Below are 20114 nucleotides of genomic sequence, written 5' to 3'. Positions count from 1 at the left end.
ATCACATTTAAAACTTAATCCTTCTCAAATCTCTTGCTTACAAAATCTTGCTTATACAACAAAAGCTGCATAAGGGGGAGAGTATGGCAATAGAATTTGATATTAAGGAATCTAAAAAGCTAAAAGGCGTTTATATTATTACCCCAAGCAAATTTCAAGATTTAAGAGGAGAGATTTGGACTGCATTTACTAGCGAAAAGATTGATAAACTTTTGCCAAGTGGCTTGAGATTTATTCACGATAAATTTATTTACTCTCATCACAATGTGATTCGTGGAATCCACGGAGATTTAAAAACATATAAGTTTGCAACTTGTGTTTATGGCGAGATTCATCAAGTTGTGGTGGATTGCAGAAAGGATTCTCCAACATATCTTCAATGGGAGAAATTTACAATTAATCAAGAAAATCAACAAATTATTTTAGTGCCAGCGGGATTTGGAAATGCGCATTGTGTGAGGAGCAAAAGCGCAGTTTATTACTATAAATGTGCTTATTTGGGGGAGTATGTTGATGCTGATGAACAATTCACTTTTGCTTGGAATGATCCACGCATAGGCATTGATTGGGGAGTTGAAAATCCTATTTTATCAAATAGAGATATTGAAGCTATGACACAAGATCATACAAAAGGGTTTTAAATGCAAAAAGATTCTAAAATTTATGTAGCAGGGCATAGAGGGCTTGTAGGGAGTGCAATCTTGCAAGAGCTTCAAAAGCAAGGCTATACAAATCTTATCTATAAAACACATAAAGAGCTTGATTTAATCAATCAAAAAGTAGTGCAAGAGTTTTTTGCAAAAGAAAAGCCAGAATATGTGTTTTTTTGTGCAGCAAAAGCGGGGGGAATTGCAGCAAATAATACTTTCAGGGCAGACTTTATCTATCAGAATTTAATGATAGAGTGCAATGTGATTCATAATGCTTATCTTAGTGGAGTTAAGAAGCTTGTCTTTATCGCTTCGACTGCTATTTATCCCAAAAATGCAATTATGCCCACTGATGAAGATCAAATGCTAAAAGGTGATTTGGAATATTCTCATAAGCCTTATGCAATTGCTAAAATTGCGGGACTTGTGATGTGTGAAAGTTACAATCTCCAAAATCATACTAATTTTCTATCTATTGTTCCAACGAATCTTTATGGTAATAACGATAATTTTAATCTTGAAAATTCCCATGTTTTACCAGCTGTTTTGCGTAAAATGCATTTGGCGAATCTTTTAAGAGAGGGTAGAAGCAATGAGATTTTGGCTGATTTAAAGATGACAGATTTTAAGAAAGCAAAAGATTATCTTGCTAGCTTTGGAGTTTCTGCAGATGCAGTAGAGATTTGGGGTAGCGGTAAACCAACGAGAGAGTTTATTCATAGTGATGATTTAGCAAGTGCTTGTTTATTTATAATGCGCAATATAGATTTTAAAGATTTGCATAAGAGTGAAGCAAAGGTGCAAAATACACACATTAATGTCGCTCCAAATGCAAATATTAGCATTAAAGAACTTGCGGAATTAATTCAGAAGATTGTGGGCTTTAAAGGTAGGCTTACCTTTAATGATAGGCGTCCTGATGGGGCAATGCATAAGCTAACTTCTGGCTCAAAGCTTGAAAGTTTAGGCTGGAAACATAAAATCAATTTAGAACAAGGAATCAAAATGATGTATCAATGGTATTTAACACAAGGATTAGAATCTAGTAGTCGGGGGGGGGGGGCATAACCTAGTTGCCTTTAAAAGTTCTAGAGCTATTTCTCCTGTTTATACAACAAAAGCTGCATAAGGGGGAAGGGATGGCAATAGAATTTGATATTAAGGAATCTAAAAAGCTAAAAGGCATTTATATTATTACCCCTAACAAATTTCAAGATTTAAGAGGGGAGATTTGGTCAAGTTATTCCAAAGATGCCATTGGTCATCTTTTGCCTAATGGCTTAGAATTTGTGCTTGATAAATTTACTCTATCTAAACCTAATGTATTGCGAGGGATACACGGAGATCATAAGTCTTGGAAGCTTGTAACTTGTATAACGGGAGAGATTTATCAAGTTGTGGTGGATTGCAGAAAGGATTCTCCAACATATTTAAAATGGGAAAAGTTTATAATTAATTCTGATAATCAAAAATTAATTTTAATCCCCCCATATTTTGGTAATGCGCAATATGTCAGCTCAAAATGCGATTCTATGTATTGTTATAAATTGGCTTATGACGGTGAGTATATGGATGCAAAGGATCAATTCACTTTTGCTTGGAATGATCCACGCATAGGCATTGATTGGGGAGTTGAAAATCCTATTTTATCAAATAGAGATATTGAAGCTATGACACAAGATCATACAAAAGGGTTTTAAATGCAAAAAGATTCTAAAATTTATGTAGCAGGGCATAGAGGGCTTGTAGGGAGTGCAATCTTGCAAGAGCTTCAAAAGCAAGGCTATACAAATCTTATCTATAAAACACATAAAGAGCTTGATTTAATCAATCAAAAAGTAGTGCAAGAGTTTTTTGCAAAAGAAAAGCCAGAATATGTGTTTTTTTGTGCAGCATTTGTAGGTGGCTTTATTAAGCAGAGAAAATATCCTGCTGAATTTTTATATAACAATTTGATGATGCAAAATAATGTGATTTATTGTGCGGCAGAATTTAATGTTAAGAAGCTAATTTATCTTGCTTCTGCGTGTGTTTATCCTAAAGATGCTCCTTTGCCATTGGAGGAAAAATATATGTTAAGCGGATCTTTTCAGCCAAACAATGAAAGCTATGCGATTAGCAAGGTGGCTGGAATTAAATTGTGTGAATATTTAAACTTAGAGAAAGGAACTAATTTTTTATGTGTTGCTCCAACTAGCATTTATGGAGAAAATGATAATTTTGATATAGAAGATTCCCATGTGCAAGCTGGAATTTTTAGAAAAATTTTCTTGGCAAAACATTTAAATGAAAACAATTTTGAAGCTTTATGTATGGATTTAAACCTTAACCAGCAAGACGCAATTCAATTTTGTGAAAAATATGGAATCTTTAAAGATTATATAAAGATGATTGGCACAGGAAAGGCTGCTAGGGAGTTTGCAAATGCAAGAGATCTTGCGAATTTTTGTATTTACTTAGCAAATAATGTGGATTTTAAGGCATTGTGTGAATATGATGAAGGCGGAAATTTATTAAGCTCTTTTGTGAATTTCGCTAACGAATCCCCCGTTAGCATTAAAGAGCTTTCTTTATTAATGGCAAAGTTTATAGGATATAAGGGAGAGTTAATTTTTGAAAAGGAGGTGGATTCCAATGATGGAACATTATATAAAAGTATGAGTAGAAAAAAATTTAATAAACTTGGCTTTGAAAGTGGAATTTCATTAGAAAAAGGATTAGAAGCAATGTGTCAATGGTATATGAATCATTAAATAAATGATTTGTATTTATTAATTAAATTTAGGAGTATAAGATGAAAATTGGAGTTTTAGGAGCTGGAATTTCTGGATTATCTATTGCAAGGCTTTTAAAAGATGATTTTGAAGTAGAAGTTTTAGAAAAAGAGCCTGTTGTTGGAGGTATAGCTAGAACCAAAGATGTTGATGGGATGACATACCATGTAAATGGAGGACATTGCTTTGATTCTAAATATGAAGATGTAAAAGAGTTTGTTTTTAATAAGGTTTTGTCCAAAACAGAGTGGAATGGCATAAAAAGAGAAACAAGGATTTATTTTAGGGGTAAATGGATTTCGTATCCGATAGAATTTTCTGTAAAACAGATTAATGATATTGATTCAAAGTTAGCATTTGATATTACTTATGAAATGCTTAATGCATCTTATGAAAAAGGAAAAAATCTAGAAGAATGGTTCATAAATCATTTTGGACCAACTTTAGCAAGAGAGTATTTTATACCTTATAATACTAAAATTTGGGGTATTGAGCCCAAAAATATGGATAGCGTTTGGACTATAGATGATAAACAGATGAAGCTTCCTGTGCCAGATAAAGTAAGATTTTTTGAGTCGCTATTTGGAAATGTGAATGATGGCATGGCACACCAGCATTTTTACTACCCAAAGACTAACAATCAAAATACCTTTATAGAAGCAATTGGGAATGGAGTAAATATCATTTTAAATTATCCTATAAAAAGCATAGAGAAAAATGCAAAAAAGTGGGTTATAAATGGAGAGAGAGAGTATGATGTGATTATTAATACTACTCCATTGGATTTGTTTGTTGGGCTTTTGGGCGATGTTGCAAATGATGCAAAAGAATATTTTAAGAAATTAAAGTATAATAAAGTTTCAAATGCGCTTTGGGAGACAGACGGTAGTTTGGATGTAACTTGGGCATATATCCCAATTCCGGAGATTGGTATTCATCGGTTGTCAAATACTGGATTTGTGGTGACTCCTAAGAAGAATTATTGTGTTACTGAGTCTATTGGTGTGCGCAGTGTAGATTATTTTGAAAAAGAAGGTAAAAAACTTCCATTCTTAAAAAGAATTGTCGGACATAATATTACCGATCATGCTTATGTTTTGTTTGATTTGAATTACAAAGACTCTAAAGAAAAGGCAATAAAATATTTGGATTCCTTGGGCATTATTTCTCACGGGCGTTTTGGTGAGTGGGAATATTATAATATGGATATATGCATCAAGAGATCTATAGATTTGGCTAAAAAAATTAAAGAAAAATATTTATAGGGAGACAAGATGGATTTGAACACACAGATTAGTTATTGCTTGTTAATGTCAAATATAATTGCAAATTTAGATATTAACAAAAAAGATAAAGAGATTCTTTTGCTGTTATTGCAAAATAGGGACAGGAATTATATTAGAATTAATAACAACCCTGAATGCTTTAATAATATTTGTAAATATTTAGAAATATTAAAGCCATTAAATATTCCAAATGATAAGCTTGTTAGGATTGGCGGTAACGGTGATGGCGGGTATGTTATGTATAATGATTTATTGGTATCGGGGGGGGGGGGCATTATCTCCTAAAGCGATTTCTCTTGGCGTTTCTGATTATTCTCCTTGGGATTTAGAAATGGCGCAAAGGGGGTATAAGGTTTTAGAATACGATTCTAGCATAGATAAAGGACCATACGATCATCCAAATATTTGTTTTTATAAGAAGTTTGTAGGATTGCAAAATAGTGATAATATGACGACTTTAGAAGCAATCATTGAGAGCAATGAGTTAAATTCCGCTCTGCCAAATATTTTGCAAATTGATATTGAAAATGCCGAATGGGATATTTTTGAAAGAATAGATATGGAATTAATTAATCGATATTTTGAACAAGTTATTTTTGAATTTCACGGATGTAATCCAGAAGAAACGCTTGAAGCAAAGAGAAGATTTGAGATTTTGGAGAGAATAAATCAATATTATCAACCAATACATTTTCATTTTAACAATCACGGAAAGATCTTTTATTGTAGGAATTTATTTTTTAGTGTTACCTTGGAGGTTTCCTATTTGAGAAAAGATATTTCTAAAAATTTGATGCAATATGGATACAGAAAAGAAGGTATTGTGGAAGGATTTGATTTTCCAGTGCATCCTTCTAATCCTGAAATTCCTATTAAGTTTTGTTGGGAATAAATGTAAATATATAATTAAGTAGCTAATGATTTAATGTTGTTATGATATAATACTAAACAATAAAGGACTACAATGAAAACAGCATTAATTACAGGTTTTACAGGGCAAGTTGGGTCGCAGATGGCAGACTATTTGCTTGAGCATACAAATTATGAAGTTATTGGAATGATGCGTTGGCAAGAGCCTATGGATAATATTTATCATTTAAGTGATAGGATAAATAAAAAAGATAGAATTAGTGTATTTTATGCAGATTTAAATGATTATTCTAGTATCCAAAAACTTTTTGAGAGCAAGAAGCCAGATGTTGTCTTTCATCTTGCAGCACAATCTTATCCAAAAACTTCTTTTGATATTCCCATAGAGACATTGCAAACAAATATTATAGGTACGGCAAATATTTTAGAAAATATTAGAAATCTTAGAGATAAAGATAGTTATGATCCTGTGGTGCATATTTGTTCATCTAGTGAGGTTTATGGGCGCGCAAAAGTTGGTGTGAAACTAAATGAAGAGACAACATTTCATGGGGCAAGTCCATATAGCATCAGCAAAATTGGAACAGATTATCTAGGAAGATTTTATGGTGAGGCTTATGGAATCCGAACCTTTGTTACAAGAATGGGGACGCATAGTGGACCAAGACGCAGTGATGTCTTTTTTGAAAGTACTGTTGCTAAACAAATCGCGTTGATTGAAGCGGGATTCCAAGAGCCTGTGATTAAGGTTGGAAATTTATCAAGTGTTAGGACTTTTCAGGATTGTCGTGATGCTATTAGGGCATATTATTTGCTATCTCTTGAAAGCGAGAAAGGGAATGTGCCTTGTGGTGAAGCATTTAATATTGCTGGAGAAGAGGCTTTTAAGCTACCTGAGGTGATAGAAATACTTTTAGGATTTTCAACAAGAAAAGATATAGAAATCAAGCAGGATGAAGAGAGAATGAGACCCATTGATGCTGATTATCAAATGTTTGATAATACAAAAATCAAAAGTTTTATTAATTGGAAGCCAGAGATTCCAGCTAGAAAAATGTTTGAAGATTTGCTAAACCATTGGAGAGATGAAATCTCTAGGGGTAGAATTCCATTGAATAGGTAAAACAATGAAGATAGTGCGTTCGCAAGCTCCATTGAGATTAGGTTTGGCAGGTGGTGGAACAGATATTGATTTGTATTGTGAAAAATATGGCGGGTATGTTTTAAATGCAACAATTTCCATGTATATTCGTTGTACTATTAAAGAAAGAGATGATGGCAAGATTGTTTTTGATTCTCCTGATACAAATTGTCTTGTGGAGTATGAAAGTGCAGAGTCTTTAGCGCTTGATGGAATGCTTGATTTGTATAAATGTATTTATAATCGTTTAGTGAGAGATTTTATTAAGAAACCTCTTAGTTTTTCTTTACACACTTATTCTGATGCTCCTAGTGGAAGTGGTTTGGGGGGAAGTTCCACATTAGTTGTTGCTATCATTGCTGCTTTTGTAGAATGGTTACATTTGCCACTTGGGGAGTATGATGTCGCCAAACTTGCTTTTGAAATAGAAAGAGAAGAAATGGGAATAGTTGGCGGTGCACAGGATCAGTATGCTGCAACTTTTGGTGGATTTAATTTTATGGAGTTTTATGGTGATAAGCGCGTGATTGTAAATCCTCTTAGGGTTAAAAATTGGATTGTTAGCGAGTTAGAGTCTCAAGTTGTGTTGTATTTTACAAATATTACTAGAGAGGCAAAAGATATAGAATCTCATAAGAAAGGGAAGTTGCAAGGAGGCAAATCTTTAGAAGCTATGCATCAAATTAAGCAAGACGCAAGCGATATGAAAGAGGCATTACTAAAGGGTGATTTTAAAAATATTGCTAGGATACTTGGTAAGTCATGGGAGTCAAAAAAGGTAATTTCTGAGATTGTGAGCAATGATGAAGTAGATAGAATTTATAGACTAGCTATGGATAGCGGTGCTTACAGTGGAAAGATTAGTGGTGCTGGAGCTGGTGGATTTATGTTTTTTATGGTAGATCCTATTAGAAAATATAATCTTGTGAAAAAGTTAAATACCGAGGGAGGGGGGGGGTATGTGGCTGAATTTAATTTTGTGAAAGAAGGTGTGAAGTCATGGACAATTTAAGTGTTTATATTAAACAACAATTTATTGATTCTATTTCTGTTAAAAATATTATTTTGCAAGATGATGCACTTATAGGATTAATTAAAGAAATTGCATTAAAGATAACTCAAGCTTATAGAAATGGCAATAAAACCTTAATAGCTGGTAATGGAGGAAGCGCTGCTGATGCACAGCATATAGCTGGAGAGTTTGTGAGTCGGTTTTATTTTGATAGAGAAGGAATTCCAAGTATCGCACTCACGACGGATACAAGTGTTTTGACCGCTATTGGTAATGATTATGGATATGATAAGCTTTTTGCTAGGCAGGTTCAGGCACAGGGTGTGGCGGGAGATGTATTTATAGGGATATCTACGAGCGGAAATAGTGCAAATATTGTAGAGGCTTTAAAAGTCTGCAGAGATAAGGGCATTGTTAGTATTGGGCTAACTGGACAAAGTGGTGGGAAAATGGCAGATTTATGCGATTATTGTATTAAGATTCCATCAACTTGCACTCCTAGAATTCAAGAATCGCATATTGTTGTTGGGCATATTTTATGCGCTATTGTAGAAGAAGAGCTTTTTGGTAAAGGATTTGAGTGCAAGCTATAGTTCTAGCTGGTGGGCTTGGGACTAGGCTAAGAAGTATTGTTAAGGAAGCTCCAAAGCCTATGGCTCCTATTGGAGATAAGCCATTTTTGGCATTTGTGTTAGAATATCTTAAGAAACAGGGAGTTGATGAAGTTGTTTTAAGTGTCTCTTATAAGTATGAAGTTATACAAGATTATTTTAAAAATAGATTTTGTGGAATTAATATAATTTATAATATAGAAAAAGATCTTCTTGGAACTGGGGGTGCTATAAAAGATGCCTTAAGGTTTATTGATGATGAAGCCTATGTTTTAAATGGTGATACTTTTTTTGATATTGATTTAAAAAAGTTATCTCTAGAAGAAAGTAAGATATGCATAGCTTTAAAGCAAATGAAAAATTTTGATAGATATGGTTCTATAAATATAGACAATCAAGGATTTGTAGTATCTTTTGAGGAAAAAGTTTATAAAAAAAAGGGCTTTATTAATGGCGGTATTTATCATATAAAGAAGGATATTTTTGATAATTTTTCATTGCAAGATAAATTTTCTTTTGAGGAATTTTTGCAAGAAAATTGCGGGCGATTAAAAGTTAAATCTAAGGTATTTGATGATTATTTTATAGATATTGGAATCCCAAGTGATTATGCGTTGTTTGTTGGAAAATATAAGGAGGAGCATGCTTAAAACAATTGATAAAAATGGAAATATTATTTTTTTATACAAACCAAAAGTTTAGTCAATAAAGTTTACTATTCAAATACAATTAATGTAGGCGTTCCTTGTGCTCAGGTAAAAGATAATATTTTTGGTCGGGAGAATGTGTACATAATTGGACATTAGAACATAGTGCTCAATATGAGTTTATGGTAAAAAATGACTTTAAATATGAATTTAGAAAAGAAGAGTTTTTGTGCCCGAAATTAATAGATAAGATATTAGATGATTTAGCGTTCCCGATGAAAAAATTAGAGTTTCTTTTTAGATATATTTATAACAATACATCTAAAATCGTTTTGCTTTAAATTATGGAACTGCTAAAGCTAGAATTCAAAATCAACTTTCTTACAAATTGGGACTAGCAGTAATGTTAAATTCTAAATCTCTATTTGGTTGCATTAGGATGCCATTTACGATATGGCGTATTGCTAGAAAACATCAAAAAGAATTAAAAGCCTATCAAAAGGAAACTAGTAAAGATATTTTTTTAAAATTACCGCCTTTGGAATCCTATCCTGATTATAAAGAAGCTTTAAAAGAAAAAGAGTGTTTAGCCTAAAAATAGGAAAGGATTTAATTGAGACAACTAATACTTCTTTTATTGGCGGGGGGGGGGGGTATATTGGCATATTATTTAAAATTTGGAAGTTGAGAAGAGAAGTTTTAGTATAATCAGAAATAGAATTTAAAATAGGAATTAGGCGTATGGTTTTTTATTCTACTTCTAGGCAACTTATTGTTAATGTTAAGAATTTTTATTGCGCCATTTTGTATAAGGGATGTGAAAAAATTCAAAAAAATGATATTTTTTTAGGATGGGGAAGAAAGAAATCAGGCTTAAAAGCAATTGAATTGGCAAAAAAAAATAATTCCAGCTTTCTTTTGTTGGAAGATGGTTTTTTGCGTTCTTTGGATTTAGGAGTTGAAAATAGCCCTAGCTTTTCTCTTGTAAAGGATGCTGTTGGTATCTATTATGATGCAACAAGTGAGAGTGAATTAGAGAGAATCTTAAATACTTATGAGTTTGATGATAGGTTTTTGACTGAAGCAAGTTTGGCGATAAAACAGATTAAACACGAAAGGCTTAGTAAGTATAATAATAATCTTTCTATCCCTAAAGACTTTTTTGTAGGAGATGAGAGTCGTATTTTAGTGATTACTCAAGTTGCCAACGATGCTTCTTTAAAATATGGCTTAGCAGATAGCTTTTCTACTTTGGATTTAATTGATGATGCTATTAGGGAAAATCCTACAAGCAGGATTTATATTAAGATTCATCCTGATGTTTTAAGCGGCAAAAAAACAAGCGATATAGATGTTAATATGATTCCTAAAGAGTGCGTTTTATTAAAGGAGAATTATAATCCCATAGAGCTTTTAGGATATTTTAAAAAAGTCTATACTAAGACTTCTGGTATGGGGTTTGAAGCATTGATGATGGGTTGTGAGTGTGTTTGCTATGGTTTGCCATTTTATGCAGGTTGGGGGCTAACACAAGATAAATTGATTTGCAATAGAAGAACAAAAAAGAGAATATTAGAAGAAGTTTTTGCAGCAAGCTATATGCTTTATAGTGAGTATTTTAATCCTTATCTTGGAAAAAAAAGTGATATTTTTGATACGATTAATACTCTAGCAAAATATAAAAAAATAGAACAAAATAATTCTGGAAATTTATATTTTCTTGGTTTTACTTTATGGAAGAGATGGTTTATAAAGCCATTCTTTAAAGCAAAAAATAATAGATTTTTTTTCTTAAATTCTTTAGAAGATTTAGAAAAATATCCATTGACTCAAGTGGATAAATTTTTTATATGGGGCGGGAAATTTGCCAAAGAAGATCTGATAGGAGTATTGCAAAACCTAGGTGTTTATAATTCTGAAGTTTATTTTGTTGAGGATGGTTTTTTGCGTTCTGTGTCTTTGGGATCTGATTTGACAAGACCTTTTTCATTGATTGTTGATAGCAAGGGGTTATATGTTGATCCAAATTTGCCTAGTGATCTTGAAGGTATTTTACAAAATTATAATTTTAATGAGGGGTTAATTGAGCGCGCAAAGTCTCTTAGGGACAATATTGTTCATCATAAGTTTTCAAAATACAATGGTTTGCAACATAAAGATTTGAAAATTAATACTGATAAAAAAATCATATTAATTCCTGCCCAGGTAGAAGATGATGCTTCAATGTTGCTTGGTGGAATGGGATATACGACGCTATTGTTATTGCAAGAAGTCAGGGAAAAAAATCCTGAGGCTTTTATTCTCTATAAGCCCCATCCAGATGTTTCAAGTGGAAATCGTAAAGGCTTGAAGGATAAGAAAATAATTTTAAAATATTGTGATTTTATTTTAGAGAATGTAAGCATAGATAGTGCGATATTGGCTTGTGATGAAGTGCATACAATTACTTCTACGAGTGGATTTGATGCGCTTTTAAGAGAAAAAAAAGTTTTTGTGTATGGTTTGCCATTTTATGCAGGTTGGGGACTAACGCAGGATAAGCATAGAGTTACAAGACGCACTAGAATATTAAAACTTGAAGAGTTGGTTGCTGGAACATTGATAGTTTATCCTAGGTATATTCATCCAAAAAGCAAAAGTTTATGTGAAGTTGAGATTGCTTTAGATATAATGCTAAAAATACAGAGAGATTATTTTTCTAAAATTCATGTGAGACTTTTTGTGGATTTTAGAACTTTTATCTTAAGAAAAATAAGAAGAGTGCTAGAGTTTATTATAAAAAATGGATCTAAGAAAAAAATTAAAACAATTTTCTAATAAAAATATTTTATTGTTGCAGGGTCCCATTGGAGATTTTTTTTGGAGAATTTCGAAATATCTTGCAGGCTCTAATGTTTATAAAATCAATTTTAATGGCGGAGATTTTTTATTTTATCCTTTTAAAAGTATAAATTATCGTGGTGATATAGAGCATCTTGAAGGGTTTTATAAAAATATTTTTCAAGCAAAGAATATCCAAGCTATCATTATGTACAATGACTGCAGAAGAATTCACGAGATTGCCATTAAAGTTGCTAAGGAGATGGGGATTGAAGTTTGGATTTTTGAAGAGGGATATATTCGTCCAAATTTTATTACTTTTGAAAAAGATGGAGTGAATGCTAATTCAACGCTACCAAAAGATAGAGATTTTTATCTAAAGTATTCCCCAAAAGAGTTTAAATCTAAGAGATTTTCAGGAACATTTTCAAAGATGGCTTTTTTTGCATTTTTGTATTGGCTTTTTGCCTTTTTATTGGGATGGTATTTTAATAATACAATGCACCATAGAAGCTTAAAGCTTTTTGATTTTTTGCCTTGGATTTTATCTTTACTTAGAAAATACAAATATCAATTTACAGAAAAAAGTGTGAATACAAAAATTTTATCGCTTAAGCAAAAATATTTTTTAGCAATTTTACAAGTGTATAATGATACACAAATTTCATATCATTATAATAAAACGATAGAGAGATTTATAGAAGAAACTATTTTGTCTTTTGCAAATCACGCAAAAGCAAAATCTTATTTGGTTTTTAAGCATCATCCTATGGACAGAGGATATAAAAATTACGCAAAGTTGATAGAGACTTTAAGTTTAAAATTTAATGTAGAAGGAAGAGTTTTGTATGTGCATGATTTGCATCTTCCAACTCTTCTAACAAATGCAAGGGGTTGTGTGGTAATTAATAGCACGGTGGGATTATCCGCGCTTTATCATAATTGTCCATTAAAAGTGGTTGGAAGAGCCTTTTATGATATTGATGGATTGACTTATCAGGGTAATTTACATTCTTTTTGGAAAGAATGCCGCTCATATAAACCAAGCTCAAGATTGCATACAAGATTTAGAAGTTACATTATTTGGAAAACGCAAGTCAATGGAAGCTTTTATGTGGGTATTTAAAGGCTAGAGAACAAGTCGCCCTAAAGGCCCCTTGTATAGGTTTAGTATGCTCTAGGATAGCATTTCCATTCAATTTCTTTTGCAGTTAGTTGCATATCTTTTGGAAGACCAGTTGCTGGGTTGATCGCCTGGGAGTTATTCGGGTTATATGCGTTGTAACCTCCATAAGGCACAGCTTCAATTTTTACAAACTTTCCAACGGTTAAATCTTTAAAGCTGCCATATATATCTTGTCCAAATGCACCACAATCATCCCCTTTGATTTCAGTATAAGGCAAAACTTTAATTGTCAGTGAACCGCTTGGTCCTGTGATGGTAACTGTTTTATTTGCATCATCTACTGCCGAAATTTGTCCTTGCACATCAAAGTCATAATCTGCCATGGCTGAAGTTGCTAAAATCGCTGCTGTCGCTAGTGCTCCAAAAAATTTTAAGGTTTTCATTTTTGCTCCTTTTGTAAATTGTAAGTGCAATTATAAAAATCCTTTGTCAATAAAATGTGAAGATATTGCCAAATTTTTGTTAATTAAAGCCCTAATAAATAATCCACTTTATAGATGAAATCTTCTTCACTTTTTAAGCCTTGCGCTAGAATTAGATATTTGCCATTAATAATAAAACTTGGCACACCTTGTATATTTGCATATTGTGTAGCTTCTTTCCAAGCTTGTAGAAGCTCTTGTGTGTGGGATTCTTTTAATGTGGAATTAAAAACTTCTTCGGAAATATTAATTGCATTTAGACCATAGCTAATAAAGGATCCTGCATCTTTGAAGTGTTTTCTTTGTGTGAAGTTTGCATTGAAATAGGAATCCAAAACGCGCTTAAAATTAGAGTTAGAATCTTTTGGAGAAAGCTTTTGTGTTTTATCTAAGCTTAGACTAACAGCTAACATCTCTGAAGCTTGGGAGCTAAAGGGTGCGCTTGTAATAATATGATAAGGCATAAAGATAACTTCACTAGGAAGAAAGGAAAAAAGATTGGGTAAAACCTTGCTTATGCTAGCACAGTGTGGGCAACTTACATTAAAGAGCTCTATAATACTGTTTTTTGGAGCATTAAGAGGTTTTTGCAGCGTAATAAAATCACTTCCTTCTTTTAAGTCTTCAGCTTGGAGAAATTGAGTGCTTAATACAAGAGGGAAGAACAAGCTCAATACATATTTTAAGAGTGTTTGCATAGGATTCCTTATATAAATTTAGGGCATTATAGCAAAAGAAATTAAATGCTTTATTTAATATTTTTAATAATTCTTGTTAATTTTTATGTATAATTTGATTCTAAATTTTTCTTAAGGATTTAAAATGAAAAAGTTTGTCTTGGTTTCAAGTTTGGTAGCAGCACTTAGTTTTCCAGCTTTAGCAGCCCCATATGCAATAGATGTGGCAAATTCTAAAGTAGGTTTTAGTGTGAAACATGTAAAAATCACAAAAGTTGATGGAGTGTTTAAAAATTTTAGTGCGAATATTGATTATGATAGTGCAACTAAGAGCTTTAAAGTGCTTGATGGAGAAATTGATATGACTTCTGTGAATACAGAAAATACAAAGCGTGATGCACATTTGCAAGCTCCAGATATGTTTGATGCAAAAAAATTTCCTAAAATGTTTTTTAAGATGACAAAATATGAAGCAGGAAAGATTTATGGGGATTTAACAATCAAAGAAGTTACAAAACCAGTCGTGCTAACAAGCAAAGAAGTTTTAAATGGCAAAACGCTTGATGTAACTGCACAAACTATGATCAAGCGTTCAGAATTTGGACTAGAGTGGGGCAGTATTTTTAAAGATAATGCAGTTAGTGATGAGGTAGAAATTACATTAAACCTAAAAGCAAATGCACAATAAAGTTTTTGAAGCTTTTAAAAGTTGGAATCTCAATTTTGGATTCCAATTCTACACATTCCTACACATATTTAAAACTTGCGCAAGGCTTGCGTAAGTCTTCATTTTGTTTCTATTAAAGTTGTTTTAAAGTCGCAATTCTCTATAATCATAAAATTTTTACAATTTTCTTTGTTAGGAGTTTTTGAGAATGAGAAAAGCAATATTAGCAATGTCCTTGGCGTGTGGGATGTTGGTAGGCACTTTAAATGCAGAGACTATTAAAATTGGTGTTGTGTTACCTATTAGTGGTGCAGTTGGTGGTTTTGGAGAGTTAGGAAAGCGTGGAATTGATTTAGCTTACAAAGCACAAAGCAAAACAAAAAATGGTGATTCCATTGAGTTAATTTTCATTGATAATAAAAGTGATAAGATTGAATCAGCAAATGCAATGCAAAAGCTTGTTTCAAGTGATAAGGTGAGTGTTGTAATTGGTCCTATGATTTCTACAAATGCTCTTGCGATGACAAAAATTGCTGATGACTCTAAAACGCCTTTGATTTCCCCTGTGGCGACAAATGATAGAGTAACAAAGGGTAAAAAGTTTGTTTCTCGTGTAAGTTTTGCAGATAGCTTTCAAGGGATTATTGCTGCAAATCTAGCTTATAAAGATTTAGGGCTCAAAAAAGCTGCAGTTTTGTTTGATAATAGCAGTGATTATTCTATTGGTCTTGCGCGTGCGTTTAAAAATCAGTTTAAAAAATTAGGTGGAGAGATTGTGATTGAAGCTAATGCGCAAGCAGGAACAAAGGATTTTAAAGCACAAATCTCAAGCATTAAAGCAAAAAATCCTGATATTTTGTATTTACCGATTTATTACAATGAGGGTGCATTAATTGCTGTGCAAGCAAAACAGCTTGGTTTAAGTGTGCCAACAATTGGTGGCGATGGACTTGTTTCTAATAAGATTTTCTTTGATGTTGCTAAAGATGCAGGCAATGGCTATATGGTAACAGATTATTATTCAACAAGTGCAAAACAAACACCAAAGGGTGAGCAGTTTATGAAAGATTATGAGGTGACTTACAAAGAGCCTGTAAGCACATTTAGTGCAATGTTAGCAGATGCATATGGAATCGCTTTGCAAGCAATTGAAGCGTGTGGAGCTAAAGATAGAGAATGCATCAATGAAAAAATTCGCAATGTTCAAAATTATGAGGGAATTGGCGGTAATGTGTCTTTAAATAATGGTGAAGCTGTGCGCAGCGCAGTTATTAATGAAGTCAAAGATGGCAAACTAATCTATAAAACAACAGTTAATCCTTAATCGCTGTTTTTAAGGCTATCAATTTGGATATTTTAACCTTTTTTCAACAGTGTATTAATGGTTTGAGTTTAGGCAGTATGTATGCGCTCATTGCTATTGGCTACACGATGGTGTATGGCTGTTTGCGTCTTATTAATTTTGCACACGCAGATATTATGATGGTGGGTGCATTTTTAGTATTTTTTGCAGTGAATGCTTTTGGAATTCCTTTTTATGTTTCAGCAATTCTTGCTGTTATACTCTGTGGAATCTTAGGGGTTTTGATTGATAAAATCGCTTACACACCTTTGAGAAGTGCGCCTAGAATTTCAATGCTAATTACTGCAATTGGCGTGAGCTTCTTTTTAGAGAATGTGTTTAATGTTTTCTTTGGTTCAACACCTAGATTTTTTAGTGCGCCTGAGTTTTTTATGCAACCTATCGCAATTTTTGGCGTGAGTTTAACGGCAATCACTATTATTGTACCTGTGGTAACGCTCGTTTTGCTCGTTTTGCTCTTGCGCTTTTTACATTACACAAAGCAAGGAATGGCGATTCGTGCAAGTGCATTTGATATCAACACTGTGCGTTTAATGGGGATAAATGTGAATAATATCATCGCTCTTGTGTTTGCTATTGGGAGTATGCTTGCTGGAATTGGTGGAATCTTTTATGCGATTTCTTATCCAACTATTGATCCTTTAATGGGCGTGCTAATAGGACTTAAAGCTTTTGCGGCTGCTGTGCTTGGGGGGATTGGAAGTGTTGGTGGTGCTGTGCTTGGAGGTTTCATTTTAGGTTTTACGGAAGTTATGGCAGTTGCGTTATTTCCGGAACTTGGTGGCTATAAAGATGCGTTTGCATTTTTATTTCTGATTTTAGTGTTGCTATTCCGCCCTATTGGAATTATGGGCGATTGGCGTTTAGAAAAAAGTCGTTTTTAGGAGTCTATGATGGTAAAAACTTTATATGTAAAAACTCCGACAATTACGACTTTTGGATTCCATATTTTCCTATATTTTTGCGCAATTTGCGTGGTGTTTGCTGCGCAAACTTTGCTTGGAGATTATGCGCTTAGGATTTTTAATAACATTTTAATTTTTGTGATTTTGGCGGTGAGTTATAACCTTATTAATGGCGTTACAGGGCAGCTTTCTTTAGAGCCAAATGGATTTGTCGCCATTGGTGCGTATATCACTGCATTAATGCTCTTGGATGAAGATTTAAAATGGAGTATGTTTCAACTAAATGATCCGCATCCTTTTGTGCTTAGTATGTATAGCGAGCTACTTCCCGCTCTTTTTTGTAGTGGTGTTGTAGCGGCGATTATTGCAGTTTTACTCTCTTTTCCAGTTTTTCGCGTGCGTGGGGATTATTTAGCGATTGTTACACTTGGGTTTGGGTTTATTATTAAGATTTTAGCAATCAATAATCCACAATGGACAAATGGAGCAATTGGCTTAAATGAGATTCCAAACAATCAAGACTCTGTTGTGCGATATATTGAGCAAACTTTACTTTCGTTAAGCAGTGGAGATTCTGTATTGAGTGGGTTTTTTAATCTACTTTATACGCACGCATTTACCGGTGGCGCAAACATCACAGTGTTTTTTTGGAGTGGGATTTTTGCTACTGCATCTGTGATTTTAATTTTGCAAATTGTGTATTCTAAATATGGACGCGCGATGAAGGCAGTGCGTGATGATGAAGATGCTGCCATTGCAATGGGAATTAATACCTTTAAAATCAAAACTTTTGCCTTTAGCACAAGTGCCTTTTTAGAAGGTGTGGGTGGCGGACTTATGGCGGTATGGCTTACAACAATTGATCCAAAAATCTTTGGATTTGAGCTCACCTTTCAACTCTTAATTATCATTGTGCTTGGTGGCTTAGGAAGCACAACTGGGGCGATTTTAGGGGCAATTTTAGTGATTGGCGGAGGCGAGTGGTTAAGATTTTTAGATCAGCCTTTGGTTTTCTTTGGTGCGGATTTTGGCTCGTATCCTGGACTTAGAATGGTGTTTTTCTCTGTGATTTTACTAATTATTATGCTTTTTGCAAGAGAGGGAATTATGGGAAAAAATGAGCTTTGGGATTTAAATCCTACAAAAACAAGATGGTTTAAAAGGAGGCAATGATGGCAATTTTAGAGCTTGAAAATGTTGGCATTGCCTTTGGCGGGCTAAAGGCAATTGACAATGTGAGCTTTAAGGTGGAATCCAAACAAATTTTTGGGCTTATTGGTCCAAATGGTGCGGGTAAAACCACAATGTTTAATATTATTACTGCAAACTATAAGCCAAATTCTGGAAAGGTAACTTTCCTTGGTAAAAATATTTCACGCTATAAACCAAATACAATTGTAAATTTAGGAATTGCAAGAACTTTTCAGAATATCCGCCTTTTTAGCTCAATGAGTGTGCTTGATAATGTGCTAATTGGCTTGCACAATGACGCAAAATATAGCTTTTTTGAAGCGGCGTTTCGTGTTGGGCGATACTTTAAAGAAGAAAGGCGCATTAAAGAGCGTGCGAAGTGGCTTTTAGATTATATGGGATTGGGTGATAAAATGCATCTAAATGCAAGTGGATTAAGCTATGGGAATTGTCGTAAGGTAGAGATTGCAAGGGCGTTAGCAACAAATCCAAAATTATTATTGCTAGATGAGCCAGCAGCAGGAATGAATCCAAAGGAAACGCAAGAATTAAGCGAGCTAATTTTTAAAATGCAAAAGGATTTTGATTTAAGTGTGCTATTAATTGAACACGATATGCCTTTTGTAAATGCCTTGTGTGAGCAGGTTTTAGTGCTTGATTATGGTAAAAAACTTTTTTGTGGGACACCGCAAGAAGCGATTAATAATACAGAAGTGATTGCCGCGTATTTAGGGGATTTCTATGCTACAAGTTGAAAATTTAGAAGTGCATTATGGCTTGATTGCTGGGCTAAAGGGGGTGAGTTTTCATATTGAAGAACACGAGATTATCACGCTAATTGGGAGTAATGGAGCAGGCAAGACTTCAAGCTTAAATGGAATCGTGCATAGTGTCAAAACTAAGGGCAAGGTGCGTTTTTTTGGGGCGGATATTTCAAAAGTTCCCACACATAAGATTATCCAGCGCGGGATCGCACTGGTCCCAGAGGGTAGACGCGTCTTTACAGGGCTTAGTGTAGATGAGAATTTACGAATGGGTGCGTATAATAATGATGAGAATTTCTCTGTAATGCGCGAGAAGATGTATGCGCTTTTTCCTCGCCTAAAAGAACGCTATAAGCAAGTTGCTAGCACAATGAGTGGGGGAGAGCAGCAAATGCTTGCGATTGCTAGAGCATTAATGAGTGAGCCAAAGCTTTTAATGCTTGATGAACCTAGCCTTGGGCTTGCACCAAAGGTTGTAGGTGAGCTTTTTGAGATTATTTTGAATTTAAGAGAGAATGGAATCACAATTTTATTAGTAGAGCAAAACGCATTTGCTGCACTTAAAGTTGCAAATCGTGCGTATGTGCTAGAGAATGGTAAAATTGTTATGGAGAATTTGGCAAAAAATATGCTAGAAGACAATGAGATTAAAAAGCGTTATTTAGGAGGATAGATTTTTCCTTGTAGATAAATATGGATTGAGATTAGGATAGTGTATAAAAATTATATGAGTTCATGTAGAGACTTATTTTACAGCCCCTCTCCATATATCCCAAATTTGTATTTTCGCATGATGAGATCTACAATATATAAATTCGCAATAGCAAGTCTCGTTGGATCCAAACCAAAGATGCCATATGTTGATGTTAACATGATGATGCCAGCTTCGGTATCAAAATCATTCATGGCATCAGTGTAATCATAAAAAGGCACACCTGCATGTTTAACAAATTCTTTAGCGAAGTCGCCACCGCATTTTCTAGCGCCATCTAATTGTTCGCATACAAAATTATAGGCGTCTTCTCGATTTTGAAAAGTTTGTTCAATTACAGCTGCAATCTCTCGAATTTCTTCCCCATGGACAATATTCATTATGAGTGGTAGTTCTATTAAGGTTTGCATGTTTTT

23 protein-coding genes are annotated in these 20114 nt (G+C 33.7%); 20 read left to right on the top strand and 3 right to left on the bottom strand.

From position 1 onward, the window contains the following. The first annotated feature begins 83 nt into the window (after positions 1–83). The 14 genes from IP358_RS07485 (at position 84) to kpsS (ending at position 12937) form a co-directional block, all read left to right on the top strand. Positions 84–641, top strand: a complete 558-nt coding sequence (locus IP358_RS07485) for a dTDP-4-dehydrorhamnose 3,5-epimerase family protein (RefSeq protein WP_101357069.1) — start codon at positions 84–86, stop codon at positions 639–641. Next, a complete protein-coding gene (locus IP358_RS07480) occupies positions 642–1718 on the top strand; it encodes a GDP-L-fucose synthase family protein (protein WP_101357068.1) in 1077 nt (358 codons plus the stop codon). Positions 1719–1789: 71 nt separating this feature from the next. Continuing rightward, positions 1790–2350, top strand: coding sequence for a dTDP-4-dehydrorhamnose 3,5-epimerase family protein (locus tag IP358_RS07475; protein WP_101357067.1), 561 nt, complete (start codon positions 1790–1792; stop codon positions 2348–2350). Continuing rightward, complete coding sequence (locus tag IP358_RS07470) at positions 2351–3403, top strand: NAD-dependent epimerase/dehydratase family protein (RefSeq protein WP_101357066.1); 1053 nt, start codon at positions 2351–2353, stop codon at positions 3401–3403. It abuts the gene before it with no gap. 41 nt (positions 3404–3444) lie between these two features. Continuing rightward, positions 3445–4689, top strand: coding sequence for a protoporphyrinogen/coproporphyrinogen oxidase (locus tag IP358_RS07465; protein WP_006803052.1), 1245 nt, complete (start codon positions 3445–3447; stop codon positions 4687–4689). A 9-nt stretch (positions 4690–4698) separates the two neighbouring features. Then, positions 4699–4995, top strand: a complete 297-nt coding sequence (locus IP358_RS07460; RefSeq protein WP_257534913.1) for a hypothetical protein — start codon at positions 4699–4701, stop codon at positions 4993–4995. Next, a complete protein-coding gene (locus IP358_RS07455) occupies positions 4955–5602 on the top strand; it encodes a hypothetical protein (RefSeq protein WP_257534929.1) in 648 nt (215 codons plus the stop codon). The genes IP358_RS07460 and IP358_RS07455 overlap by 41 nt, the downstream gene beginning before the upstream one ends. A 72-nt stretch (positions 5603–5674) precedes the next feature. Further along, on the top strand, positions 5675–6703 hold the full coding sequence (locus tag IP358_RS07450) for a GDP-mannose 4,6-dehydratase (RefSeq protein WP_006803054.1): 1029 nt from the start codon (positions 5675–5677) through the stop codon (positions 6701–6703). 4 nt (positions 6704–6707) lie between these two features. Beyond that, on the top strand, positions 6708–7733 hold the full coding sequence (hddA, locus tag IP358_RS07445; protein ID WP_006803055.1) for a D-glycero-D-manno-heptose 7-phosphate kinase: 1026 nt from the start codon (positions 6708–6710) through the stop codon (positions 7731–7733). Further along, positions 7721–8326, top strand: a complete 606-nt coding sequence (gene gmhA2, locus IP358_RS07440; RefSeq protein ID WP_006803056.1) for a D-sedoheptulose 7-phosphate isomerase — start codon at positions 7721–7723, stop codon at positions 8324–8326. Before hddA ends, gmhA2 begins: the two co-directional genes overlap by 13 nt. Further along, entirely contained in the window at positions 8314–8994 is a 681-nt protein-coding gene (gene hddC / locus IP358_RS07435) for a D-glycero-D-manno-heptose 1-phosphate guanosyltransferase (RefSeq protein ID WP_006803057.1), read from the top strand. Before gmhA2 ends, hddC begins: the two co-directional genes overlap by 13 nt. A 400-nt stretch (positions 8995–9394) precedes the next feature. Beyond that, complete coding sequence (locus tag IP358_RS07430; protein WP_040498761.1) at positions 9395–9586, top strand: hypothetical protein; 192 nt, start codon at positions 9395–9397, stop codon at positions 9584–9586. A gap of 146 nt (positions 9587–9732) precedes the next feature. After that, positions 9733–11808, top strand: a complete 2076-nt coding sequence (locus IP358_RS07425) for a capsular polysaccharide biosynthesis protein (protein WP_006803058.1) — start codon at positions 9733–9735, stop codon at positions 11806–11808. Further along, positions 11774–12937: a capsule polysaccharide modification protein KpsS gene (kpsS, locus tag IP358_RS07420; RefSeq protein ID WP_006803059.1), complete on the top strand. Its 1164-nt coding sequence runs from the start codon at positions 11774–11776 to the stop codon at positions 12935–12937. Before IP358_RS07425 ends, kpsS begins: the two co-directional genes overlap by 35 nt. A 41-nt stretch (positions 12938–12978) precedes the next feature. On the opposite strand, the gene IP358_RS07415 is transcribed toward kpsS, so the two are convergent. Together IP358_RS07415 and IP358_RS07410 are read right to left on the bottom strand one after the other, a co-directional pair. After that, complete coding sequence (locus IP358_RS07415) at positions 12979–13380, bottom strand: DUF5666 domain-containing protein (RefSeq protein ID WP_040498763.1); 402 nt, start codon at positions 13378–13380, stop codon at positions 12979–12981. 83 nt (positions 13381–13463) lie between these two features. After that, a complete protein-coding gene (locus IP358_RS07410; RefSeq protein WP_006803061.1) occupies positions 13464–14117 on the bottom strand; it encodes a thioredoxin domain-containing protein in 654 nt (217 codons plus the stop codon). 124 nt (positions 14118–14241) lie between these two features. Here IP358_RS07410 and IP358_RS07405 point away from each other — a divergent pair, with 124 nt between their 5' ends. The 6 genes from IP358_RS07405 (at position 14242) to IP358_RS07380 (ending at position 19659) form a co-directional block, all read left to right on the top strand. Then, positions 14242–14784, top strand: a complete 543-nt coding sequence (locus IP358_RS07405; protein ID WP_006803062.1) for a YceI family protein — start codon at positions 14242–14244, stop codon at positions 14782–14784. Between the two features lie 187 nt (positions 14785–14971). Next, positions 14972–16087, top strand: a complete 1116-nt coding sequence (locus tag IP358_RS07400) for an ABC transporter substrate-binding protein (RefSeq protein ID WP_006803063.1) — start codon at positions 14972–14974, stop codon at positions 16085–16087. A gap of 23 nt (positions 16088–16110) precedes the next feature. Beyond that, entirely contained in the window at positions 16111–17010 is a 900-nt protein-coding gene (locus IP358_RS07395) for a branched-chain amino acid ABC transporter permease (protein ID WP_006803064.1), read from the top strand. A 9-nt stretch (positions 17011–17019) separates the two neighbouring features. Further along, complete coding sequence (locus IP358_RS07390; RefSeq protein ID WP_040498765.1) at positions 17020–18204, top strand: branched-chain amino acid ABC transporter permease; 1185 nt, start codon at positions 17020–17022, stop codon at positions 18202–18204. Beyond that, entirely contained in the window at positions 18201–18977 is a 777-nt protein-coding gene (locus tag IP358_RS07385; protein WP_006803066.1) for an ABC transporter ATP-binding protein, read from the top strand. Before IP358_RS07390 ends, IP358_RS07385 begins: the two co-directional genes overlap by 4 nt. Next, entirely contained in the window at positions 18964–19659 is a 696-nt protein-coding gene (locus tag IP358_RS07380) for an ABC transporter ATP-binding protein (protein WP_006803067.1), read from the top strand. The genes IP358_RS07385 and IP358_RS07380 overlap by 14 nt, the downstream gene beginning before the upstream one ends. 77 nt (positions 19660–19736) lie before the next feature. Here the strand turns inward: IP358_RS07380 and IP358_RS07375 are convergent, their stop codons facing one another. After that, positions 19737–20108, bottom strand: a complete 372-nt coding sequence (locus IP358_RS07375; RefSeq protein WP_006803068.1) for a hypothetical protein — start codon at positions 20106–20108, stop codon at positions 19737–19739. Between the last annotated feature and the right edge of the window lie 6 nt (positions 20109–20114).

The sequence above is a fragment of the Helicobacter winghamensis ATCC BAA-430 genome (assembly GCF_028751035.1).
In the GTDB taxonomy this organism is placed as follows: domain Bacteria; phylum Campylobacterota; class Campylobacteria; order Campylobacterales; family Helicobacteraceae; genus Helicobacter_D; species Helicobacter_D winghamensis.
The sequence above is the reverse complement of the archived record's forward strand: the minus strand, read 5'-3'. Positions and strand labels throughout refer to the sequence as shown.